General features: G+C 65.9%; 21 protein-coding genes and 1 tRNA gene. 12 read left to right on the top strand and 10 right to left on the bottom strand.

The genetic code is table 11. The features are described 5' to 3' along the window. Positions 1 to 119 precede the first annotated feature (119 nt). Positions 120 to 977 (top strand): endonuclease domain-containing protein, encoded by an 858-nt coding sequence (locus H7J73_RS30925; protein ID WP_264071628.1) that lies wholly within the window; start codon positions 120 to 122, stop codon positions 975 to 977. A 74-nt stretch (positions 978 to 1,051) separates the two neighbouring features. Here H7J73_RS30925 and H7J73_RS30930 read toward each other — a convergent pair whose 3' ends face one another. After that, the gene (locus H7J73_RS30930; protein WP_264071629.1) at positions 1,052 to 1,876 is read right to left on the bottom strand and encodes an SDR family oxidoreductase; all 825 of its coding nucleotides are present in this window, start codon (positions 1,874 to 1,876) and stop codon (positions 1,052 to 1,054) included. Positions 1,877 to 1,945: 69 nt separating this feature from the next. Here H7J73_RS30930 and H7J73_RS30935 point away from each other — a divergent pair, with 69 nt between their 5' ends. Then, on the top strand, positions 1,946 to 2,638 hold the full coding sequence (locus H7J73_RS30935) for a demethylmenaquinone methyltransferase (RefSeq protein ID WP_264071630.1): 693 nt from the start codon (positions 1,946 to 1,948) through the stop codon (positions 2,636 to 2,638). Between the two features lie 79 nt (positions 2,639 to 2,717). On the opposite strand, the gene H7J73_RS30940 is transcribed toward H7J73_RS30935, so the two are convergent. Both H7J73_RS30940 and menJ read right to left on the bottom strand, forming a co-directional pair. Next, positions 2,718 to 3,311, bottom strand: a complete 594-nt coding sequence (locus H7J73_RS30940) for a hypothetical protein (protein ID WP_264071631.1) — start codon at positions 3,309 to 3,311, stop codon at positions 2,718 to 2,720. Positions 3,312 to 3,388: 77 nt separating this feature from the next. Continuing rightward, positions 3,389 to 4,627, bottom strand: a complete 1,239-nt coding sequence (menJ, locus tag H7J73_RS30945; RefSeq protein WP_264071694.1) for a menaquinone reductase MenJ — start codon at positions 4,625 to 4,627, stop codon at positions 3,389 to 3,391. Between the two features lie 42 nt (positions 4,628 to 4,669). Here menJ and grcC1 point away from each other — a divergent pair, with 42 nt between their 5' ends. The 3 genes from grcC1 (at position 4,670) to H7J73_RS30960 (ending at position 7,254) form a co-directional block, all read left to right on the top strand. Further along, entirely contained in the window at positions 4,670 to 5,677 is a 1,008-nt protein-coding gene (gene grcC1 / locus H7J73_RS30950; protein WP_264071632.1) for a nonaprenyl/(2E,6E)-farnesyl/geranylgeranyl diphosphat synthase, read from the top strand. Positions 5,678 to 5,763: 86 nt separating this feature from the next. Continuing rightward, the gene (htpX, locus tag H7J73_RS30955) at positions 5,764 to 6,663 is read left to right on the top strand and encodes a zinc metalloprotease HtpX (protein ID WP_264071633.1); all 900 of its coding nucleotides are present in this window, start codon (positions 5,764 to 5,766) and stop codon (positions 6,661 to 6,663) included. Between the two features lie 48 nt (positions 6,664 to 6,711). Beyond that, the gene (locus tag H7J73_RS30960; RefSeq protein WP_264071634.1) at positions 6,712 to 7,254 is read left to right on the top strand and encodes a hypothetical protein; all 543 of its coding nucleotides are present in this window, start codon (positions 6,712 to 6,714) and stop codon (positions 7,252 to 7,254) included. Positions 7,255 to 7,328: 74 nt separating this feature from the next. On the opposite strand, the gene H7J73_RS30965 is transcribed toward H7J73_RS30960, so the two are convergent. Beyond that, on the bottom strand, positions 7,329 to 8,354 hold the full coding sequence (locus H7J73_RS30965) for an NAD(P)H-dependent glycerol-3-phosphate dehydrogenase (protein WP_264071635.1): 1,026 nt from the start codon (positions 8,352 to 8,354) through the stop codon (positions 7,329 to 7,331). Positions 8,355 to 8,387: 33 nt separating this feature from the next. Next, positions 8,388 to 9,605, bottom strand: coding sequence for an MFS transporter (locus H7J73_RS30970; protein ID WP_264071636.1), 1,218 nt, complete (start codon positions 9,603 to 9,605; stop codon positions 8,388 to 8,390). A gap of 30 nt (positions 9,606 to 9,635) precedes the next feature. On the opposite strand from H7J73_RS30970, the gene H7J73_RS30975 reads away from it, so the two are divergent. Next, the gene (locus tag H7J73_RS30975; RefSeq protein ID WP_264071638.1) at positions 9,636 to 9,971 is read left to right on the top strand and encodes an ArsR/SmtB family transcription factor; all 336 of its coding nucleotides are present in this window, start codon (positions 9,636 to 9,638) and stop codon (positions 9,969 to 9,971) included. 29 nt (positions 9,972 to 10,000) lie between these two features. Here H7J73_RS30975 and H7J73_RS30980 read toward each other — a convergent pair whose 3' ends face one another. Beyond that, positions 10,001 to 10,810, bottom strand: a complete 810-nt coding sequence (locus H7J73_RS30980; RefSeq protein ID WP_264071639.1) for a helix-turn-helix transcriptional regulator — start codon at positions 10,808 to 10,810, stop codon at positions 10,001 to 10,003. Positions 10,811 to 10,886: 76 nt separating this feature from the next. On the opposite strand from H7J73_RS30980, the gene ilvD reads away from it, so the two are divergent. Then, on the top strand, positions 10,887 to 12,746 hold the full coding sequence (gene ilvD, locus H7J73_RS30985) for a dihydroxy-acid dehydratase (protein WP_435405608.1): 1,860 nt from the start codon (positions 10,887 to 10,889) through the stop codon (positions 12,744 to 12,746). Between the two features lie 21 nt (positions 12,747 to 12,767). Here ilvD and H7J73_RS30990 read toward each other — a convergent pair whose 3' ends face one another. Next, entirely contained in the window at positions 12,768 to 14,285 is a 1,518-nt protein-coding gene (locus H7J73_RS30990) for a flavin-containing monooxygenase (RefSeq protein ID WP_264071640.1), read from the bottom strand. A 77-nt stretch (positions 14,286 to 14,362) separates the two neighbouring features. Further along, positions 14,363 to 14,854, bottom strand: coding sequence for a YajQ family cyclic di-GMP-binding protein (locus H7J73_RS30995; protein WP_264071641.1), 492 nt, complete (start codon positions 14,852 to 14,854; stop codon positions 14,363 to 14,365). Positions 14,855 to 14,973: 119 nt separating this feature from the next. Between H7J73_RS30995 and H7J73_RS31000 the strand changes: the two genes are divergently transcribed. The 3 genes from H7J73_RS31000 to H7J73_RS31010 all read left to right on the top strand — a co-directional run bounded on the left by H7J73_RS31000 (position 14,974) and on the right by H7J73_RS31010 (position 16,271). Further along, positions 14,974 to 15,056 (top strand) — tRNA-Tyr (locus H7J73_RS31000). A 412-nt stretch (positions 15,057 to 15,468) separates the two neighbouring features. Then, positions 15,469 to 15,642, top strand: a complete 174-nt coding sequence (locus H7J73_RS31005) for a hypothetical protein (protein WP_264071642.1) — start codon at positions 15,469 to 15,471, stop codon at positions 15,640 to 15,642. Then, the gene (locus H7J73_RS31010; RefSeq protein WP_264071643.1) at positions 15,642 to 16,271 is read left to right on the top strand and encodes a Fic family protein; all 630 of its coding nucleotides are present in this window, start codon (positions 15,642 to 15,644) and stop codon (positions 16,269 to 16,271) included. Before H7J73_RS31005 ends, H7J73_RS31010 begins: the two co-directional genes overlap by 1 nt. 48 nt (positions 16,272 to 16,319) lie before the next feature. Here the strand turns inward: H7J73_RS31010 and H7J73_RS31015 are convergent, their stop codons facing one another. Both H7J73_RS31015 and H7J73_RS33900 read right to left on the bottom strand, forming a co-directional pair. After that, on the bottom strand, positions 16,320 to 17,510 hold the full coding sequence (locus H7J73_RS31015; RefSeq protein WP_264071644.1) for a tyrosine-type recombinase/integrase: 1,191 nt from the start codon (positions 17,508 to 17,510) through the stop codon (positions 16,320 to 16,322). After that, the gene (locus H7J73_RS33900; RefSeq protein ID WP_353962013.1) at positions 17,503 to 17,760 is read right to left on the bottom strand and encodes a helix-turn-helix domain-containing protein; all 258 of its coding nucleotides are present in this window, start codon (positions 17,758 to 17,760) and stop codon (positions 17,503 to 17,505) included. Before H7J73_RS33900 ends, H7J73_RS31015 begins: the two co-directional genes overlap by 8 nt. Positions 17,761 to 17,983: 223 nt before the next feature. Between H7J73_RS33900 and H7J73_RS31020 the strand changes: the two genes are divergently transcribed. Beyond that, a complete protein-coding gene (locus tag H7J73_RS31020; protein WP_264071645.1) occupies positions 17,984 to 18,172 on the top strand; it encodes a HigA family addiction module antitoxin in 189 nt (62 codons plus the stop codon). 274 nt (positions 18,173 to 18,446) lie between these two features. Then, on the top strand, positions 18,447 to 21,251 hold the full coding sequence (gene mobF, locus H7J73_RS31025) for a MobF family relaxase (protein ID WP_264071646.1): 2,805 nt from the start codon (positions 18,447 to 18,449) through the stop codon (positions 21,249 to 21,251). Positions 21,252 to 21,296 lie beyond the last annotated feature (45 nt).

Here is a 21,296-nt window from a genome sequence, read left to right on the forward strand (position 1 = left end):
TTCGCCGACTGTGCAGGAAGTTGTCGAAGAATCGGCGAAACGGCGACGAGAACCTGCACAGTCGGCGTGGCTGTGGATGACGGAAGCGGCCAGCGCGCCGGCGTTGGCACTGTTCGGTTGTGGACAACCACCCTTTCCGCGGCGGACAGGCGCTGCGCGCTGGTGTACTCACCAACTACCAGCTGCGAAACCGCTACCGGGCGGTGTACCGGGACGTGTACGTACCCAACGATGCGAAGCTCACCGCGGCTGATCGCGCCAGGGCAGCGTGGCTGTGGGCGGCCGGCGACTGCATACTGACCGGGATTTCGGCCGCCGCCGTGCTCGGGACGAAATGGCTCGACGATGATCGTCCCGCCGAGTTGGTCCGGGTCAACCGCCACAGCCCGCCGGGCATCGTCGTGCGCTCCTATGGCCTCACCGCTGACGAAACGTGCCGCCGCCGCGGTATGCACGTGACCACACCGCCGCGCACCGCGTTCGATATCGGCAGGACACTGCCTGCGCGTCAAGGCATTCCGATTCTGGACGCGCTGGTCCAGGCCACCGGTATCAAGCCTTCGGACGTGATGGCCGTGGCGTCGACCAAGCGGGGCGTTCGGGGCGTGCGACGGCTGCGCGATGCGCTCGAGTTGGTGGACGGTGGAGCGGAGTCACCGCAGGAGAGCCGGTTACGTCTTCTGCTGGTCGGTGCGGGGTTGCCGAAACCAGAGACCCAGATCGAGTTCTTCGACGACTTCGGGGAGGCGTTCATCCGGGTCGATATGGGCTGGCGACAGTGGCAGGTGGCCGTTGAGTACGACGGCATCCAGCATTGGGCCGATCCCCAGCAGCGAGCGTGGGACATCGAGCGGATCACCCTGCTCGAGGCGATGGGATGGGTCGTCATCCGGGTGAGTGCCCGGATGATGTCGCGGCCACTCGCCATCGTCGAGCGAGTACGGGCCAAGCTGCGGGCTGTGGGCTGCCCGATCTGACACCGACTGTGTAGGAAGACGTCGAGATTTCGGCGATCCGTCAACGACAACCTGCACACTCGCCGATCGCAGAGTCAGCCCTGGGCTTCCAGCGCGACCGGCTGCCACTCTTCCCACGTCGCCAGCCGGCGTTCGTAGTCGGCCTTGGCGATCTTCAGCGGTAGTTCACCGAAGAACACCCGCAGCGGGGGCTTCTCGGCGTCGACCACCTTCAGCAGAGCTGACGCCGACGCCTGCGGATCACCCGGCTTCGAGAAGCGTTGGTTACGGGCCTCGGCCGCTGCTGCCTTCGCATCGGCGTAGGCGGGCAATTCGGTGGCGCGCTTGGCTGATGAGCCGCTCCAGTCGGTCGAGAAGCCGCCCGGTTCGACCAGCGTCACGTGGATACCGAAGGATTCGACCTCGGTGGCCAGCGCCTGAGAGAAGCCTTCGAGCGCCCACTTGGAGGCGTTGTAGATGCCGACGTTCGCGAACGCGCTGATGCCGCCGATCGACGACACCTGGATGATGTGGCCGCTGAGCTGCTCACGCAGGTACGGCAACGCGGCCTGAGTGACCCAGAGCGCCCCGAAGACGTTGGTTTCGATCTGACCCCTGGCCTCGGCCTCGGACAGCTCCTCGATGAAGCCGAACTGGCCGTAGCCCGCGTTGTTCACTACGACGTCCAGGCGCCCGAATTGATCGTGAGCGGCCTGAACGGCAGCGAAGTCTGCCGCGCGGTCGTTGACGTCGAGTTGCAGCGGGAGCAGGGCGTCCCCGTATTTGGCCGCCAGGTCGTCCAGCGTGGAGGTATCCCGTGCGGTGGCGGCCACCTTGTCGCCACGTTCCAGAGCCGCGATCGTCCACTCGCGACCGAAACCTCGGGAGGCGCCGGTGATGAACCACACTTTTTCAGTCATGGGCCTAAGCAACGTCGTCAGGTGCTGCACATTCCCGGATTGCCCAACTTCACAGGTACCGTCGCAACCGTGAGTCGCGCGACGCTGGACAAGGACCCCCATGAGGTGGCGTCGATGTTCGACGCCGTCGCCCGCCGCTACGACCTGAGCAACACCGTGCTGTCGTTGGGCCAGGACCGGTCCTGGCGCCGAGCCACGCGGGCGGCGTTGCAGATCAAGTCCGGCGACGCAGTGCTCGACCTGGCCGCCGGTACCGCCGTCTCGACCGTTGAACTCGGTCGATCCGGTGCGTGGTGTGTGGCCTGCGATTTCTCGGTGGGGATGTTGTCCGCGGGTGCCGACCGGCCGGTTCCCAAGGTGGCCGGTGACGCTACGAAGCTGCCATTCGACGACGAGGTGTTCGACGCGGTCACGATCAGCTTCGGGCTACGCAATGTCGTCGACCACAGCGAGGGCCTGCGAGAGATGGCCCGGGTGACGAAACCCGGTGGCAGGTTGGTGGTGTGCGAGTTCTCCACGCCGACGGTGCCGGTGTTCAGAACCGTCTACAAGGAGTACCTGATGCGGGCGCTACCGACCGTGGCGCGCGCCGTGTCCAGCGACCCCGAGGCCTACGTCTATTTGGCCGAGTCCATTCGGGCCTGGCCGGACCAGCCGACGCTGGCCCGCCAGATCGGCGCCGCGGGCTGGTCGGAAGTGCGCTGGCGCAACTTGACCGGCGGGATCGTCGCGCTCCACGCGGCAACGAAGAAAGCTGGCTGAAGCCAGACACAAATCTGGGCCGTCATCATGTGATGACGCCCCAGAGTCGAACGCCGCTACCAGCAGCGACGGAAAAGAATCAGTTCTCGCACTCGTCGCAGCGCCCGCTCTTGGGCACCTGGACATTGCAGGTCACACACAGCACCGGCGGGATCTCTTCGCGGCGCTTGGCGGCGGCGACATCGCGCACCCGGGCGACCTTCTTGGTCAGCGCGGGGCGCCCGCCGCCACGCGGCAGCGTCGCGCCGTAGAACTCGTAGCACTCGAGCCGTGCCTGGGCGGCGTGCAGCTGGAGATCTTCGGGAACCGGCGTGCCGGCCAGCTCGAAGACGTAGCCGTACCCGTCGCCGACCGTCTCGTCGGCGGTCTTGACGCACAGCGAGGTCAGCTGACGCTCGTCCTCGGCCTGGCAGCGCTCGGCGACGGTGTCGAGCACCTTGCCGACCCAGTTGCGGGTCAGCAGGCGCGTCGAGATCCCGGATTGTGCCTGGACCTTCTCCGCAAGCGCGCTGTAGGTGATGTAGTCGCCATAGCGCCCGGCCGTCTCGCGGAGCACGTCGTAGGCCGCTTTCGCCCATTCGACCCTGGCGTCCGCGAACGAGACTTCCGTGCCATCCGCCGTCCATGCGGCAGGTTTAACAACAACGGGAGTCTTCGTTTCGGTCGAGGTCATTCCTTGACTGTAAGCCCGCACGACGAATTTGGCCGCATCCTGCCCACTTGCTGCCCGCGCGCGGAAAGCAGCGTACGTCACTGGAACGGTTTGCGTCGGTCAATCAATCGTGAGCCGGCTCCGGCGCTGCGCCAGACCCTGGCGATCCAGTCGGCGTCGTCGTCGGTGACCAGATTGCCCATCACCCGAACCGCGATGCCCATCAACAGATGTGAGCGCATCGCCAGCGGACCGGTCGCGGGCAGGAACCGCGGGATGGTCAGCAACAGCGCCAGCCGACGGGCCACCGAGAAGCCGCGGGCGTAGTGCGTTTGGAGCAATAACGGCCAGGCCTGAGACAAATCAGCGTCACTGCCCAGCAGCTCCGCAGCCAGCCGGCCGGTTTCCAGCCCGTAATCGATGCCCTCACCGTTGAGCGGATTGACGCAGGCCGCGGCGTCGCCGATCAGCATCCAGTTCGGCCCGGCGACTCCCGAGACGGCGCCACCCATCGGCAGCAGGGCCGAAGACACGGCCCGCGGCTCGCCCTCGAACTCCCAGTCCGCGCGGCGCAGATCGGTGTAGTGCCTGATCAGCGGGCGCAGCGCGGCATCGGCGGGCCGCTTGGCCGTCGCGAGCGCGCCGACGCCGATGTTCACCTCGCCGTTGCCGAGCGGGAAGATCCAGCCGTAGCCGGGTAACACCGCACCGTCGACCGACCGCAATTCCAGGTCCGAGCTGATCCACGGCTCGGCACTGCGGGGGGAGGCCAGGTATGCCCGGGCGGCCACGCCGTACACCGTCTCCTGGTGCCACTGTCTGCCGAGCTCGCGGCCCAGCGGGGAGCGGGCACCGTCGGCTACGATCAGCGCCCGGCACGACACCCGGGTTCCGTCGGCGAGCAGTACCGCTGCCACACGTCCTCGTGAATCATGTTCGACGCCAACAGCTTTGATGCCCAGTCGCATGACGGCCCCGGAGTCCTCGGCGACCTGGCGGATGCGGTCGTCGAGCTCGGTGCGCGGTACCGCGGAGCTGGTGGCGGGGAATGACGGCCCTGGCCAGGGCACCTCGACCGCAGAGCCGAACCCGGTCATCCGCAGCCCGTGGTGGCGGATGTGACCGTCGAGCCAGGGCCCGAGGCCGAGCAACTGCAGTTCGGCGATCGCGCGCGGAGTCAGCCCATCGCCGCACGCTTTGTCTCGCGGGAAGGCGGCCGAGTCGATGACCAGCACCTCGCGACCCGCGCGGGCAGCCCACGCCGCCGCGGCCGATCCGGCAGGGCCGGCCCCGACGACGACGATGTCGGTGCTGGGCCCCTCCAGTCGCCCGCCCATGGTCGTGGAGTCGCTTGTCACGGCTCCCAGTATGTTGGACCAATGAGGACACCGGCGAGCGTGGTCGCGGGGGTGGATTTCGGTGATGCCGAATTGGCCCAGAACGTTCGCGACGGGGTGGCGCGTATCGAAGCGTTGATGGAAGACGAGCTGGGCAAGGCCGATGAGCTGATGGCCGAGGCGGTGCAGCACCTGTTCCTGGCCGGTGGCAAGCGTTTCCGGCCGCTGTTCACGGTGCTGTCGGCGTCCATGGGGCCCGAGCCGGACGCCTGGCAGGTCTCCGTCGCCGGCGCCGTCATCGAGATGGTGCATCTGGCGACGCTGTATCACGACGACGTGATGGACGAGGCCCAGGTGCGCCGCGGTGCGCCGAGCGCGAACGCGCGGTGGAGCAACAACATCGCCATCCTCGCCGGTGACTACCTGTTTGCGACTGCGTCGCGGCTGGTGTCCCGGCTGGGGCCGGAAGCGGTTCTGGTGATCGCGGACACCTTCGCCCAACTGGTGACGGGGCAGATGCGCGAGACCCGTGGCGGTGCCGAGGGTGTCGATTCCATCGAGCACTACCTCAAGGTCGTCTACGAGAAGACGGCGTGCCTGATCGCGGCCTCCGGCCGATTCGGCGCAACGTTCTCCGGGGCGGACGAAGCCCAGATCGAGCGCCTCTCGCGTCTCGGCGGCATCGTCGGGACAGCGTTCCAGATTTCCGACGACATCATCGATATCGACAGCGATCCCGACGAGTCCGGCAAGCTGCCCGGCACCGATCTACGGGAGGGCGTGCACACCCTGCCGGTGCTGTACGCACTGCGCGAGACGGGCAGCGACGCCGACCGGCTGCGTGTGCTGCTGGCCGGTCCGGTCGAGGATGACGACCTCGTTGCGGAGGCGTTGGCCCTGCTCCGGGCCTCTCCAGGCATGGTCAGGGCCAAGGAGACGGTGCGCGGATATGCCGAGCAGGCGCGCCAGGAGCTGGACCAGTTACCCGACGTGGCCGGCCGGCGGGCGATGGCGTCATTGGTTGACTACACGGTGAACCGCCACGGCTAGCGCGGTGACCAATCGAGGTTGCGGAACCGAATCGTGGTGCTGTGTCGTTAAATTAGCTGACACATGTACTTCGTAGGAGGAACCTGATGACCTGGCACCCGGCGGGTAACCGGATCAAGACCTTCGTTCTGCTGATCGCTTTCACCGGGCTGATCATGTTCATCGGCGCGCTGTTCGCGCAGGCGACGGGCCGGACGTTCTGGATCTGGGGCGCGCTGATCTTCGCGCTGGGCATGAACTTCTACACCTACTTCAACAGCGACAAGCTGGCCCTGCGCGCCATGCACGCGCAGCCCGTCACCGAGGTCCAGGCGCCGGTGATGTATCGGATCGTCCGCGAGTTGGCCACCACCGCACACCAGCCGATGCCGCGGCTCTACATCTCTGATACCGCCAATCCGAACGCGTTTGCCACCGGCCGAAATCCCCGCAACGCCGCGGTGTGCTGCACCACCGGGATCCTCAACATCCTCAGTGAGCGCGAACTGCGGGCGGTGCTGGCGCACGAACTTTCCCATGTCTACAACCGCGACATCCTGATCTCTTGTGTGGCCGGGGCGATGGCGTCGGTGATCACCGCGCTGGCCAACATCGCGTTTTTCGCGAGCATGTTCGGGGGCAACAACCGTGAGGGCGGTGGCGGCAACGTCTTCGCGCTGCTGTTGATCCAGATGCTGGGGCCGATCGCCGCGACTGTGGTGCGACTCGCCGTCTCGCGGTCCCGGGAGTACCAGGCCGACCAGTCCGGGGCCGAATTGTCCGGTGATCCTTTGGCTTTGGCGTCGGCGCTGCGCAAGATCTCCGGCGGAGTCGAGGCGGCTCCGCTGCCGCCGGATCCCAAGCTCGCCGATCAGGCGCACCTGATGATCGCCAGCCCGTTCCGCGCCGGCGAGAAGATCGGCAAGTTGTTCTCGACGCACCCGCCGATCGCCGAGCGGATCGCGCGGCTGGAGGATATGGCCGGCCGGGGTCCCGGTCACTACTGAGCGCAGGTACTTGATGCGCGAAGCGGGGACAGCCCCTAGTCTGTTGCCGTGCTGAACAGAATTCTGATCGGCGCGGTCAGCGTTGCGGGGGCAGCGACGATCGGATTCCCGGGTGCAGCCTGGGCCGATCCTGAACCGGCGCCGCCACCTCCGCCCCCGAACGTCAACGCGCTGCCTCCGATCAGTCCGGTGGACTATTCGGTGTTGGGTGACCGCTACTACGCTTTCAGTACGCCTGACGGCCTGACCTGCGCCTTCGAGCGGGCCAACGGTGGGTACGGCTGCAGTGGACCCATCCCTGCCGCGCCCAACGGCGCGAACGTGGTCAGTGGCGGACCGTGGGGTGAACCCGGTTTCGCCAGCGCCGCGACGCCGATCTTCGGGTCGCTGGGGCCTGTCAAGCCGCTGCCGCCCAACTCTCGGCTGAGCTATCGCAACGTCAGCTGTGGCGTCGACGGCGCCGGGACCACTACCTGTGCCAACTCCGCCGATCAGTCCGGATTTGTGCTGACTCCGGCCGGCAGCTACACCTTCGGCGCGGTCAACCCGTTGGTGGACCGCCCGCAGGGCACCAATCCGTTCGCCAACTGATCTCCCCGCGAGCAGACGCAAAGGGGTACACATTTAGGCCGTTCGGGTACCACTATGCGTCTGCTCGGCGAGATTCAGAAGCCTGAGCCGTGCACTTCGTGGCCCGGCTTCTCGGCCATCAGACCCTGGTAGGCCTGCTCGACGGTGGCGCCGTGATTGACGACGCTGTCGACCTCGCGGGCGATCGGCATGTTCAGGTTGTAGGTCTTGGCGAATTCCATGATGACGCTCGCGGCCTTGACACCCTCGGCCACCTGATTCATCGACGCGATGATCTCGTCGATCGGCTTGCCCGCCCCCAACTGCTCGCCGACGTGGCGATTGCGGCTGCGCTGGCTGGTGCAGGTGACGATCAGATCGCCCATACCTGCCACCCCGGCAAAGGTGTCGCGGTGCCCGCCCATCGCCTCGCCCAGCTTGGACATCTCGCGCAGCGCACGCGCCATCACCATCGCGCGGGTGTTCTCTCCGATGCCCAGCGAGTACCCCATGCCGACCGCGATCGCGTAGACGTTCTTCAGCGCGCCGGCCATCTCGACGCCGACCACGTCGTCGGTGGTGTAGGTGCGGAAACGCTTGGTGCGAAACAGATCACCGAGGTTGGCGGCCAGATGCTGATCCGGCATCGCCAGCACCGCGGCGGCGGCGTAGCCGTCGGCGACCTCACGCGCGATGTTCGGCCCGGCCAGGATCCCGGCGGGGTGTCCGGGCAGTACCTCGTCGACGATCTGCGACATCCGGTAGTTGGTGCCCTGCTCCAAGCCCTTCACCAGGGATACCACCGGTACCCAGGGACGTAGTTCCTTCGCCAGTTCGGTGAGTACACCGCGGAATCCGTGCGACGGCACGCCCATGACGATGACATCGGCGCAGTTGGCGGCCTCTGAGAAATCGTTGGTGGCGCGCAGCGAATCGGGCAGGGCGACATCGTTGCCCAGGTACTGGCTGTTGCGGTGGTTGTCGTTGATATCCGCGGCGGTGTCCTCGGAGCGGACCCATTGCAGCGTCGGGCTTCGGCGGGCGCAGATGGATGCGACGGTGGTGCCCCAGGAGCCACCACCGAGGACAACGACTTTGGGTTCGCGTTGAGCAGGTGCCATGCCGCCCAGCGTATTGCCGGGGGTGGCTCGATTTCAGTGAACTCGGTGAACTCGCCGGCGGGTGGTGATCAGCCCGACGGCCGCGGCCGTCAGGCACGCCAGCGCGACGGACGCGGCAAACCACGGGAAGACCACGTCGAGCGGCCAGCGGGTGGCGGCCCATCCGGCGGCGATCGTCGGGACTGCCATGGCGGTGTAGGCGAGCAGATAGAACGCCGACATCGTCTCGCCGCGTCGCCCCGCGGGCACGATCGTCGACAAGTGTCGCAGCGAGCCGCCGAATCCGAGCCCGAAAGTGGCCCCGAGCAGTGCCGCGGCCACGAACACCAGCGGCCACGAATGTGTCATCAGGAACGGCACCGTCACCGCCAGTGCGATCGCCATCCCGATGTCGCCGACGATCGCGGCGGTGCGGGCGGGCACTCGGGTGGCGGCCAGTTGTGCCATCGCCGCAGCGAAAGCGGTGACGCCGACGACGCCGCCGGCGAACACCAGGTTGTCGATATGAGTCTCATGCGCGGCCAGCGACGGGTACAGCGACAGCAGCACGCCCAGCACCGACCAGGAGGCCATGGCTCCTAGTGCCGCGAACCAGAATTCAGAGCGGATCTCGGCGGGGACGGCGGGTTTGGAGATCCGGATGGGGCCCGCGGACCGGGCGGTGTGCGGCTCGCGGAGCGCCAGCACCGCGACGCCGACGACGACACAGACCACGGCCACCACCGCGTAGGGAGTGCGCAGCGGGTGCGGGGCGTATTGCGCCAGCAGTGCCGAACCGACGATCGCCACTGTCATGCCGATGTTGAAGGCGATCCCGCTGTGCTGCCCGGAGCGCGTGCCGTGCAGGGGGCGCAGGTCCAGTAGCGCTGCTGCGCTGGCGACGACGATCGAGCCGACCGCCGCGCCGTGGATCGTGCGAGCCACCAGCAGCATGGCCATGTTGTCGGCGAGTAGGAAGACGCCGAGCCCGACGAGCAGTGCAATCAGCGCTCCGATCAGCACCGGTTTGCGGCCCACGACGTCGGAGACGCGCCCCGAAACCAGGACGGCGGCCAGTGCGGCGACGGCGTAGACGGCGAAGACGATGGTGGTCGACAGGGGTGTGAGGTGCCACGTCCTCTCGTAGATGCCGTACAGCGGGGCCGGCAGCCCGGAGACACCCAGGGCGACACCGCTGAGGACGAGCAGTAGCGGATAGGCCCAACGCTGGGTGTCCTGGCCGGTCGAGGTCCCGGCCGCGGCGAGCGTCAAGGCATGCTCCTCATCAGGTAAGTTTGATGGATGTCGTACCGGACTGAGCTTACGTCAAGCTCCGTGTTCCCAGTGGGGTCGGTTCAGCAGGTGCTGGCGGCGCTGCATGATCCGGTCCGGCTCGAGATGGTTCGACGCCTCAAGAACAACGGCGCACCCCTGAAGTGTTCCGCCCTGTATGACGGCATCAACAAGTCGACGGCCACGCATCACTTCAAGATCCTGCGCGAAGCGGGTCTGACCGAACGGATCATCGCCGACGGACTGACGTTCCAGCGGCTGCGAGCCCTTGAGGTCGACGCCGCGATGCCAGGTCTGTTGGATTCGATTGTCGGCGTTGCCAACCGCGAGGTCGGGCAGGAGTAGAGCGGGTCGGCCCGGCCTTCTTTCGGTCGTCACCCTTCCGCGGGTGTGTCTGCGGGTGTGTATACGACGACCTGGAACTCGGGTTGATCCGACGGTCGCAGTTGATGGTGCTCGTAGCGGACGGTGCCGAACTCCGGGTGATGGAAGATCCGCTCGCGCGATTCGAAGCCGCGGATATCGTGGCGCTCCCACCCTGTTCGGAATTCCGGGCTGGCCTCGGACAGGCGCGCGACCAGGTCCAGCAGCGCGGGATCGCCCAGGCGCGAACCGATTTCGGCCCGGAACTCGGCGAGGAACCGCGAACTTGTGACCTGCCAGTCGTCGAGCAGCGAACGCACCGCCGGGTCGGTGAACACCATCCACAGCAGGTTGCGCTGGGTGGCCGGGGTGGTCGCGACATTGGGGTAGAGCCGTTGGTAGGCGGTGTTCCAGCCGGCGATACCCCACTCCGGGGTCAGTGCATAGGCGGGGTTGTCGCCGATGGCGTCGAGGAAGCGTTGCAGGTGCGGCGGCACGGTCGTCACCTCGTCGGCTGAGGCCGCAGGCAATGGAGCGAAACCGGCCAGGCCTAAGACGTAGCGATGTTCGGGGACCCCGAGGCGCAGCGTGCGGCTGACAGCGTCGAGCACCTGGCGCGACGGGTTGATATCGCGGCCCTGCTCCAGCCACGTGTACCAGGTGACGCTCACCCCGGACAGATAGGAGACTTCCTCGCGGCGCAGCCCGACAGTGCGGCCGCGCCCGGCAGGCGGCAGGCCGAAGTCCGTGCGGACCAGCCGTTCACGGCTGGAGCGCAGGAAGGCGCCGAGTTCGGCCCGGCGGTCCTCGTCGGTGGCCACCCGCCAAGACTAGTACTGCCACTACTAGTAGTGACGGCGTCTTCCGCAGATGGTAGCGAAGAACGACAGTGATGGGGTGGCTACCTCTGAGATCCCCTTGCGGTCCCGCACCGTCACCCACGGCCGGAACATGGCCGGCGCCCGTGCCCTGCTGCGCGCCGCCGGAGTCGCCCGCGAGGACTTCGGCAAGCCCATCATCGCGGTGGCCAACAGCTTCACCGAGTTCGTGCCGGGGCACACCCACTTGCAGCCCGTCGGCCGGATCGTCTCCGAGGCCATCCAGGGCGCCGGCGGCATCCCGCGCGAGTTCAACACCATCGCCGTCGACGACGGTATCGCGATGGGGCACTCCGGCATGCTCTACTCGCTGCCGTCGCGGGACCTGATCGCCGACTCGGTGGAATACATGGTCGAGGCGCACAAAGCCGACGCGCTGGTGTGTATCTCCAACTGCGACAAGATCACTCCGGGCATGCTGATGGCCGCGCTGCGGCTGAACATCCCGACGGTGTTCGTCTCCGGCGGCCCGATGGAGGGTGGCCGCGCCACGTTGGTCGACGGCCGGGTGCGTACCGGACTGCACCTGATCGACCCGATGGCCGGGGCCGCCGATCCGAACATCTCGGACGAGGACCTGGCCCGGATCGAGGAGGCAGCGTGTCCGACGTGCGGCTCCTGCTCGGGCATGTTCACCGCCAACTCGATGAACTGCCTGGTCGAGGCGCTCGGCCTGGCTCTGCCGGGTAACGGGTCGGTGCTGGCCACCCACACCGCCCGGCGCGCGCTGTATGAGAACGCCGGGGCCGCCGTCGTCGAGCTGGCCACCCGCTACTACGGCCGGGGTGAGGTCTCGGTGCTGCCGCGAGCCATCGCCTCCCGGGCGGCATTCGAGAACGCCATGGCGATGGACGTCGCGATGGGTGGGTCCACCAACACGATCCTGCACTTGATGGCCGCCGCCCATGAGGCCGAACTGGACTTCGTGCTCGGTGAGATCGACGAGATCTCCCGACGGGTCCCGTGCCTGTGCAAGGTCGCTCCCAACGGCGCGTATCTGATGGAGGATGTGCACCGCGCCGGCGGTATCCCCGCGATCCTCGGCGAACTGCACCGGGCTGGGCTGCTCGCCAAGGATGTGCACGCCATCCACGCACCGAATCTCGATGATTGGCTGGCCGCTTGGGATGTCCGCGGCCTTGACCCGTCAGCAGAAGCTGTCGAGTTGTTTCATGCCGCCCCCGGCGGACGGCGCAGCGCCACCGCGTTCTCGCAGTCCGAACGGTGGGAGAGCCTGGATCTCGATGCGGCGCAGGGGTGTATCCGCGATGTCGACCATGCTTATTCGGCCGACGGCGGGCTGGCTGTCCTGACCGGAAACCTCGCGCCCGACGGCGGCGTCGTCAAGACCGCCGGTGTCGACGAGAACCTGCTGACCTTCTCCGGTCCGGCCGTCGTGGTCGAGTCGCAGGAGCAGGCCGTCGACGCCATTCTCGGTGGCCGCGTCACGGCCGGCGATGTCGTGGTGGTCCGTTACGAAGGACCGCGCGGTGGGCCGGGGATGCAGGAAATGCTCTACCCCACTTCATTTTTGAAGGGCCGGGGGCTGGGTAAGGCATGCGCGTTGATCACCGACGGCCGGTTCTCCGGTGGTACCTCCGGACTGTCGATCGGGCACGTGTCACCGGAGGCGGCAGCCGGTGGCCCCATCGCGCTGGTGCGCGACGGGGACCGGATCGTCATCGACATCCCTTCGCGTACAGTCACTCTCGACGTCAGGGACGACGAACTCGCCCGGCGGCGCACCGAGTTGGAGACCCATGGCGGGTACCGGCCGCGCGAGCGCTACCGGCCGGTCTCGGCGGCATTGCGTGCTTACGCGCTGTTGGTGACCTCCGCGGATCGCGGAGCGGTCCGTGACGTCGGCGCTGCCGGCTAGCGTTCTCGGCGGGCGACCCGGTTAGTGGTCCCGCGCGGCAACGGCTCCCAGCGTGGAGCGGGCGGGAACACCGCCCGCCGTGCGGCCGAACACCATGCACTCGTCGACGTCGTCGAAGCGGTGATCGATGGCGTCGGCGACGAAATTCTGGCGGACATTCCACGGCCGTTTGGTGCCCGAGCGGGGGAGCGCATGTGGCGCGCGCAGCACGTAGCCGGCTTGCAGATCCCACGCCGGCTTCTCCGGCATCGGCCTGCCGCCGAGATGCGGATAGGCGTAGGTGTAACCACGAGAATCCATGTACTGCAACAGTTTTGCCACTGATCGGGCCGTCATGTCGGCGCGCAACGTCCACGACGCGTTGGTATAGCCGACGCACCAGGCCAAATTGGGTACGTCCTCGAGGAGGAAGGCCTTGTACGCGAATCGGTCCTGGGGCTTGATCTCGGCGCCGTCGAGGCTGATCGTCACACCGCCGAGCGCCTGCAGCTGCAGCCCTGTCGCGGTCACGATGATGTCGGCGTCGAGGTGCGCCCCAGAAGCCAGCGCGATCCCGGTGGCATCGACGTGATCGATGTGGTCGGTGACGACGTCGGCGCGGTTCTCGCTGATCGCGACGAACAGGTCGGCCTCGGGGATGGCGCACATCCGCTGGTCCCACGGGTTGTAGCTCGGCGTGAAGTGGGTGTCGATGTCGTATCCCGCGGGCAGATTGTCTTCGGCCATCTTGCGCACCATCCGCTTGACCAACGCCGGCGCCTTCCGTGACAGATGGACCATCGCGGCCGTGTAGAGCGCGTGATACCAGCGGGCCACGGTGTGGGCGGTTCCGAACGGCAGCAGCCGGCGCAGCATCTTGGTGCTGCGATGCGCGCGGGGCACCGAGCCGACGTAGGTGGGGGAGCGCTGCAGCATGGTGACTTTCGCGGCGGTCTGTGCCAGCGCCGGGATGAGGCTGATCGCGGTGGCGCCGCTGCCGATGACGACGACGTTCTTATCCGCGTAGTCGAGATCCTCGGGCCAGAACTGCGGATGGATCACGGTTCCGCCGAAGTGGGCGATACCGGGGATCTCAGGGTTGTAGGGCTCGGCGTAGTTGTAGTAGCCGGAGCCGAAGAACAGGAAGCGGGCGCGGACCGTGCGCTCGATGCCGTTGTCCGTGACGGTGACAGTCCAGCAGCTGGTGGTCGAATCCCAGTCCGCTGAATTCACGTGGGTGTTGAACCGGATATGGCGGTCGATGCCGTACTTGTGTGCGGCGTCGGTGACGTATTGACGGATGTCAGCGCCCTCGGCAATGGTCTCCTCCCGCGGCCAGGGCGCCCACGGGAAGCTGAGGCTGAAGATGTCGCTGTCGGAGCGAACGCCTGGATAGCGGAACAGGTCCCAGGTGCCGCCGATGCGGGCGCGCTGTTCGAGGATCGCGTAGGTCGACCGCGGGTTACGTTCCCGGAGCCGATAGGCCGCGCCGATCCCCGAGATCCCGGCCCCGACGATGACGACGTCGAGCAACTCGGGGGCCTGGGGACTGACGCTCATGTGTTGCTCGCTTCGTCGCGGGTGTGGTGCTTGTCACTCCAGCCTAGGCATCCACCGGTTGGTTGGGGCGGTTCGCCCTACCGGTAGTTCACGAACTGCAGCGCGACGTCGAGGTCGGCGCCGCGCAGCAGTGCCTGGACCGCCTGCAGGTCGTCACGCTTCTTGGAGCTGACGCGGATCTCCTCGCCCTGGACCTGGGCCTTGACGCCCTTGGGGCCCTCGTCGCGGATGATCTTGGTGATCTTCTTGGCGTTCTCGCTGTCGATACCCTGCTTGATGGTGCCCGTCAGGCGGTACGTCTTGCCGCTGGCCTGCGGCTCGCCGGCATCGAAGGCCTTCATGGAGATGTCGCGCCGGATCAGCTTCTCCTTGAACACGTCGACCGCGGCCTTGAGCCGCTCCTCGGTGGAGCTGACCAGCTCGATGGTCTCTTCGCCCTTCCACTCGATAGTGGTGTCGGTGCCGCGAAAGTCGAACCGGGTGCTCAACTCCTTGGCCGCCTGGTTGAGCGCATTGTCGACCTCCTGGCGGTCGGCCTTGCTCACAACGTCGAATGATGAATCCGCCATTGGATCCGCCTCTCCTGATCTCGGGCCCACTGGGGCCACTTGGCCGTTTTCGTCTTCGGTACATCCTCGTTGTACCCTTCTCTTCGCACCAAACCCGGGTCCCGGGTGAGGAGCGATCCGGCAGGTTGCCCGAGCGGCCAATGGGAGCGGACTGTAAATCCGTCGGCTAACGCCTACACAGGTTCGAATCCTGTACCTGCCACGCTGGTCAGGCCCCCTTTCGAGGGGGCCTGCTTGCGTTTGGCGACCTCGAATTGTCACGGATTGTCACAAGTCGCGTGAAACTCGTCGCACAGGCGTGCAAGTAAAGGAATGTCGTCGCTGTGATTAGGGCGTGAGATAATCGACTTGCTGGCTCAGCCGGCCGCATGGCCGGGGTAGGCCAGACGTCAAGGGAGGCGCAGGGGCGCCTCCTCTTTCTCATCGGCGCCACTAGCAAATCCGTCGCCTCGCTGATGATGACCGCCTTCACCTGGATTGCTGATCCCACATCCTTTGTTCGCAGAAGCTCGTCGTCGTTGGCCTGTCGCGGGAACATTCCGCGGGGGGCGACCACGCCGCCGCAGGAGCGGTAGCATCGAACCCGCTGGTCTAGTCGTTGAGGAGGTGTCGCCGTGGAACGCAAAACGCCCAAGAAGGTCGTGGTGTCGAAGGCTGCGGTGAAGCGCTCCGGGCTGCTCGCGGTGAAGGCGTCGGCCAGGTTGGAAGGTCGAGTCGTTCCCGCGGGCCACAAGCGGTCCGCCGCGGTGAAGGCCTACCTTGCGAAGCAGCAGCCACCGAAGCGCTGATGCCGCTTAACCCTGGTTACGGTCAGACACCACTTCCACATGACGAACTGACTGCGCTGCTGCCCGAGGTTGTCGAGGTCCTGGGTGAGCCGGTGATGCGTGCGGACGTCTACGACTTGGAGCAGGCCTTACAAGGCCAGTTGGAAGACGAGTTGATGCCCGCGGCGATCGAAGGGGCGCTGCCACTTGCCGAGTTGTTGACTGACCACTTCCTCCGCGACCTTCACACTCGCTTGTACGGCCCAATCTGGGACTGGGCAGGGAGATGGCGCCGGTTGGAACTCAACATCGGGATCGCGCCGGAGAGGATCGCTGTCGAAATTCAGGAATCGCTGGACACCATCGCCTATCGGTGGGAGCACACCGATGATTGGTCGGCGCACGAGTTGGGGATTGCGACGCACGCAGAGACGGTGCGGATCCATCCGTTCGTCGACGGAAATGGTCGTACAACAAGGTTTCTCGCCGACCTGGTTTTCGCCGCGGCTCAGGATCCGACCGAGTCACGGTACGACTGGGATCTGGACAAGCCTCGATACATTGAGTTGCTCCGCGCCTACGACGGGCAACGAGATGTCACCGCGCTTGCAGCGTTCGTCAAGAGGGTGCCGATCGAAGCCATTGACTGAGACACGGTGGGGCTGATCACCGCCAATTCGTCTGCAGAACAGGCACTCTCACGAACGCCCTGATTCAGTCATGGATGTGTTAAAGCTCTGTGCTGCAATGCTCAATGCGTCGGGTTGCGAGTGCACATACGTTGCCATCGTGAACGCCTTCGATGCGTGCCCAAGCCAAGCAGAGATCACCGCGATAGGAACGGCCTGCAGATGCATCAACGTTCCGCACGTATGCCGCGCATCGTGAAACCGGATGTGCCGGACACCAGCCGCTTTGAGCATTCGCGCCCACCGCGACGTCAATGCGTGCGGGCTCAGCTCAGCACCTGCTTCATCGACAACCACGAAGCCGGACGCCTCGTAATCTTCGCCAAGCGCCAGTCGATCGGCGGCTTGGATCGCCCGCGTGGTCCGCAGCGTGGCAGCGAGGTGGTCTGGAATCGGCAGGGTTCGACGACCGGCCCGCGACTTCGGGGTGTCCTCGATCAGATGCTTGCCGAATCGGAGTCGCGTCGATGAGATTTGCAACGTCCGTGCGTCGAGATCTATATCGCGCCACCGCAAGCCCGCCACCTCACCGCGACGCAGCCCGGTAAGTGCGAGCTGCCAGGCAATTGCATACCGATCACCGTCGATGTGCGTGAGGACCCTCTGTAGTTCGGCTGGGGTGAACGTCTCCGCCGGTTTGGCGTCTGCGGGTATCCGATCGACGAGTTCTGCGACGTTGCGGACAACGTGGCCCTGTCGCATCTGATCGCGGAGGACCGCGGTCAGTAGACCCAGCATGTAGTTCACCGATCGCGGTGACCACGGTTTGCGGCTCTTGCCAGTCGGAGACGGCAAGCCGCCGGTGCGCAGCGCGATGACGAGGTCATCAATGTGCCGCTTGGTCAATTTCTGCACTTCAACTTCGCCAAGCTTCGCCACGGCTGCAGCCAAGTTCACTCGATGTCCATGCAGCGTAGAAGGTTTGAGGCCATGCTTAGCGGCAAGCCAGCTCTCGCAGGCGTCGGCGAGGGTGACCTTGGACGGGTGCACGTACGTGCCTTTGGCTACGTCGCCACGGACAGCATCAAGTGCATCCCGTGCCTCTCGCTCGGTGGCAAATCGCTTACGGAGTTGCTTGCGCTTCCCGTCGACCAGGCCCACGTCGACGGTCAGCTGATAGCGGATGACCGGGCGACCACTGGCACGGTCCGCCAGTTCGATCCGCTTGATCTGCGGGGGCAGTTGGCGGCGCTCAGCCATTGCCGTACCCGACTGCGACCGGCCGTGACACGTCGGTCGGGAAGCCCTCGGTGTGGGCTGCGATGAATCGGTCAATCTCTGTAGCCGTCACTCGTCGACAACTGCCGATCTGGACCCATGCAAGCTGGCCTGCATCGAACAGCCGATAGATCGAGGAGCGTGAGACACTTAGTGCCTCAGCCGCTTCCACAATCGTTAGCAGCCGCTTAGCAGGTCGGCCCCGGGCCTCACCCGCGTCGTTGCCGGCCATCGTGTGCTCTGTAATAGGTGCGAATCATGTGCTCCGCCTCGTGTTATAGGGATTCCACCAGAGTAATTCCGCCCACTGACTGCTCTGTGCACAATTTTCAAGACAACGCCTAGCAGGAGGAACCGATGGGAGATTTTGCTCCGACCCACCCGGGTTAGATCCGACGACTGAGTTCCGGGAGCTGAACGGGATCTCACAGAATCGGACTGCTCAGACGATCAACGTGTCAGCCCGCCGCATTAACGAAATTGTGCACGGCAAGCGGGCGATAAGCGCAGACATCGCACTCCGGCTTTCTCGTGCCCTCGGCATGAGTGACATGTACTTGATCAACATGCAGGCCCGTTACGACGCGGAGGTTGCCCGTGAGCGCCTAGCGGCACACCTCGACGCTATCGAACGCATCTGTTAGGCCGCTCGCGCGAATTCCATTGCCCGCAAGAGTGTTTGCCCGTTCCCACTTGCCCTACCTAACGGACATCTCCGAGCTCTGCACCATGACTACAGTCCTGCACTCATCTCACCGTGTCTCTCCCCGTATCATCTAAACCATAACCGCCTCAACACTTCTCAGCTCATTCTTCCCTGTCCCAACTCCTGAAATACTATTGGCACATTTGCACAAGGGTGCGAGAATGGTTGTGGCGCAGCAAGCGTCAAGCCTGCGGTTGTGAGTGGATTCGCTGTTGTTAACAATTTCGAAGCTCAAGCGGTGGTCAATCAACTACTACATCGACACCGCGAAGACAGCTGAGCGCGCAAGCGCAGATCTGCAGCGCGCCAACGGCGGGCTAGGGGAGTACTACAGCGAGCATGAGACCCGGACGCCGGTGTGGTTGTGCGCCGGAGATAGCCGGGCCGCCGCGCGGTTGGTTGGCATGACTGATGCCCAGCGCGCGGGCGGTGCCGCTGATGCCGGGGTGGTGGCGCGCTGGCTCGATGACGGGGTCGCCCCGGGTGGTGCGCGGGGGCGCGCATTCGGGGTGCGCGGTGTGCACGGGTTCGATCTGACCTTCTGTGCGCCCAAGAGTGTGTCGCTGATCCGTGTGTTGCGCGCCGATGAGGTCGGGGCGAAGGCGCTGGCGAACGCACATGCGGCCGCGCTCGGGGAGGCGATGGAGTATCTCGCCGCGCACGCGGGCTATACCCGGGTGCATAACGGCGTGACGGGGGAGAAGGACCTGGTGCGGTTACCGGGTTTGGTGGCGGTGGCCTATCAGCATGAGACGAGCCGCTGCGGGGATCCGCACCTGCATACGCATGTGATCGTGCCGAACCGTCAGGCACGCGCAGACGGAGTGTTGGTGTCGATCGATGGGACGTCGCTGTATCACGAGGCCAAAGCGGCCGGGGTGATCTACCAGGCCACCCTGCGCCGCGAACTGCACCAATCGCTGGGATTCGAGTGGGCGCCAGTGGACCCGTCGACGGGGATGGCCGAGATCGCCGGCGTCACTCGGGAGTCGATTATCGCGTGGTCGCGGCGCTCTTCGCAGTTACGGGAATGGGCGGCGCACCACCTCGACTCGGTCGAGGGTCCGTTGACTGCAGCGCAGCTGGCGGCCGCACAGAAAGCCACTCGCCCCACCAAACCCGAAGAACTCGGATGGAGCCAGCTACAGCAGCAGTGGCGCGCCGATGAGCGCGGTCTCGGCTTGGACCGCGCCGCGCACTATGCGGCGCGTGCGGCACGGCGCGCTGATGCGCGCACCCCGTTCCACCGTGCGCGCCTGGCCGACGCGGCGGCGCAGATTGAGAAGGCGGCGTTCACCCGCGCCGACTTGGTGGAGATCATCGGTGCCCAACTCCCTGTCGACACCGAGGACTCACCGCGTGCGGTGGTCGAGGCTGCGGTCGATGAGATCGGGCTGCGGTTGACCGCGCCGCGTGCCGCGCACGAACGCGAAGGCCACGAGCGGTTCACCCTCGCGCGGATTCTGGCTGAGGAGATGGCGGTGCTGGATCTGGTGGATGCGCAGGATCGGCGCTCGCAGTTGTGGTTCTGGGATGACGACACCGCCGGGCTGTCTGCCCAACAGAAGCAGGTCGTCATGTCGATCGGGGATTCCCCCTGGCTGGTCCAACCGCTCAGTGCCCCTGCCGGTGCGGGCAAGACCACCTCGCTGAAAGCTCTCGCCGCAGCAGCACACCACCGGCAGCGGGCACGGGTCCTGGTGTTGGCGCCGACTGGGAAGGCGGTCGATGTGGCGATGCGCGAAGGCGCCGGGGATGAGGGCATGACCATCGCCAAAGCCGTCCAGTCACTGCGCGACGGCACGTTGGCACTGGACTGCTGGACGCTAGTCGTGGTCGATGAGGCCGGCATGGTCGGCACCGACGACCTACGCCAACTCCTGACGGCCACCACGAAGGTCGGGGCCAAAACCGTGCTCGTCGGGGATGCGCACCAGCTGGCACCCGTCAAAGCCCGAGGTGGGATGTTCGCCCAACTCTGCACCGATCTGCCGTGGACCCAGCACCTGGAAGAAGTCTGGCGGATGACCGATCCCGATGAGCGGACCGCCTCCCTGGCGCTGCGTGACGGCGAAGCCAAAGCCATTGGCCGTGCTGTGGATTGGTACCGCCGCCGTGACCGATTGCATTGCGGTGACGCGATCACCATGGCCGCCGACGCCCTGGCCGCCTACACCGCGGACGTCCAGCTGGGACAGGATGCCCTGCTGTTGTGTGACACCACCGAAATGGCCGATGCACTCAACCAGCGGATCCACCGCGACCGCATAGACCAGAACGCGGCCACCGTGACCGTCGCGCGAGGGCAGCAAGTCGGCGTCGGGGATCTCATCATCAGCCGCCGCAACGACCCCACTATCGACTTCCACCACTCCACACCCAACACCGGATCGCCGCCCTCGGTGCGTAATGGGAACCGGTGGCGCATCGCCGCCATCGACACCAAGACCAATCGTGTTGCCGCCGAACGCCTCGACGACAAAGCCCGAGTCATCTTCGACAACGACTACCTCCGCGACCATGTCACCCTGGGCTACGCGGTCACCGTGCATTCCGCGCAGGGCGTCACCGCTGACGCCAGCCACGCCGTCCTTAGCGAAAACACCAGCCGCGCACTGCTCTACGTCGCGATGACCCGCGGCCGCCAAGCCAACACCGCGCGCCTCTACCAACGCAGCACCGAAGAAAGCGAATACAGCCACCAACTACCTAACGCGTTTCATCAGATGTCCCGCGGCGACAGCAACGAAGCTGCCGGCCTCGTCCACGACATCCTCACCAACGACCAACCCGGCATCACCGCTCACGACTACGCCGCCCGAACCCCAGGCGAGGTATTACCGGACCGGGTCCACTCACTTCTTAACCGCCGTGCCGCCGCCGCCGGCCGGCGACAGTCGGACTACCGCGCATGGCAGACAGAAAGACAGGAGGAGGAGCGCAGCAGGGGTCTAACCCACCAGCAGCACATCGCCAGAATGCTGGCCCGTAGTGAGGCTTGGGGAATCGAACTCTAATTTCAGAGCCGGTGGAGATAGGCCACCTTGCCAGCTGAGGTTTTC

The sequence above is a fragment of the Mycolicibacterium komossense genome (assembly GCF_025822605.1).
Lineage (GTDB): Bacteria > Actinomycetota > Actinomycetes > Mycobacteriales > Mycobacteriaceae > Mycobacterium > Mycobacterium komossense.

Bases quoted from the DNA above. Each gene is read 5' to 3' on its own strand.
- H7J73_RS30930 (WP_264071629.1), bottom strand. From the start codon at position 1,876: ATGACTGAAAAAGTGTGGTTCATCACCGGCGCCTCCCGAGGTTTCGGT.
- H7J73_RS30940 (WP_264071631.1), bottom strand. From the start codon at position 3,311: ATGACCTCGACCGAAACGAAGACTCCCGTTGTTGTTAAACCTGCCGCA.
- menJ (WP_264071694.1), bottom strand. From the start codon at position 4,627: ATGGGCGGGCGACTGGAGGGGCCCAGCACCGACATCGTCGTCGTCGGG.
- grcC1 (WP_264071632.1), top strand. From the start codon at position 4,670: ATGAGGACACCGGCGAGCGTGGTCGCGGGGGTGGATTTCGGTGATGCC.
- htpX (WP_264071633.1), top strand. From the start codon at position 5,764: ATGACCTGGCACCCGGCGGGTAACCGGATCAAGACCTTCGTTCTGCTG.
- H7J73_RS30965 (WP_264071635.1), bottom strand. From the start codon at position 8,354: ATGGCACCTGCTCAACGCGAACCCAAAGTCGTTGTCCTCGGTGGTGGC.
- H7J73_RS30975 (WP_264071638.1), top strand. From the start codon at position 9,636: ATGTCGTACCGGACTGAGCTTACGTCAAGCTCCGTGTTCCCAGTGGGG.
- H7J73_RS30990 (WP_264071640.1), bottom strand. From the start codon at position 14,285: ATGAGCGTCAGTCCCCAGGCCCCCGAGTTGCTCGACGTCGTCATCGTC.
- H7J73_RS30995 (WP_264071641.1), bottom strand. From the start codon at position 14,854: ATGGCGGATTCATCATTCGACGTTGTGAGCAAGGCCGACCGCCAGGAG.
- H7J73_RS31010 (WP_264071643.1), top strand. From the start codon at position 15,642: ATGCCGCTTAACCCTGGTTACGGTCAGACACCACTTCCACATGACGAA.
- H7J73_RS31015 (WP_264071644.1), bottom strand. From the start codon at position 17,510: ATGGCTGAGCGCCGCCAACTGCCCCCGCAGATCAAGCGGATCGAACTG.
- H7J73_RS33900 (WP_353962013.1), bottom strand. From the start codon at position 17,760: ATGGCCGGCAACGACGCGGGTGAGGCCCGGGGCCGACCTGCTAAGCGG.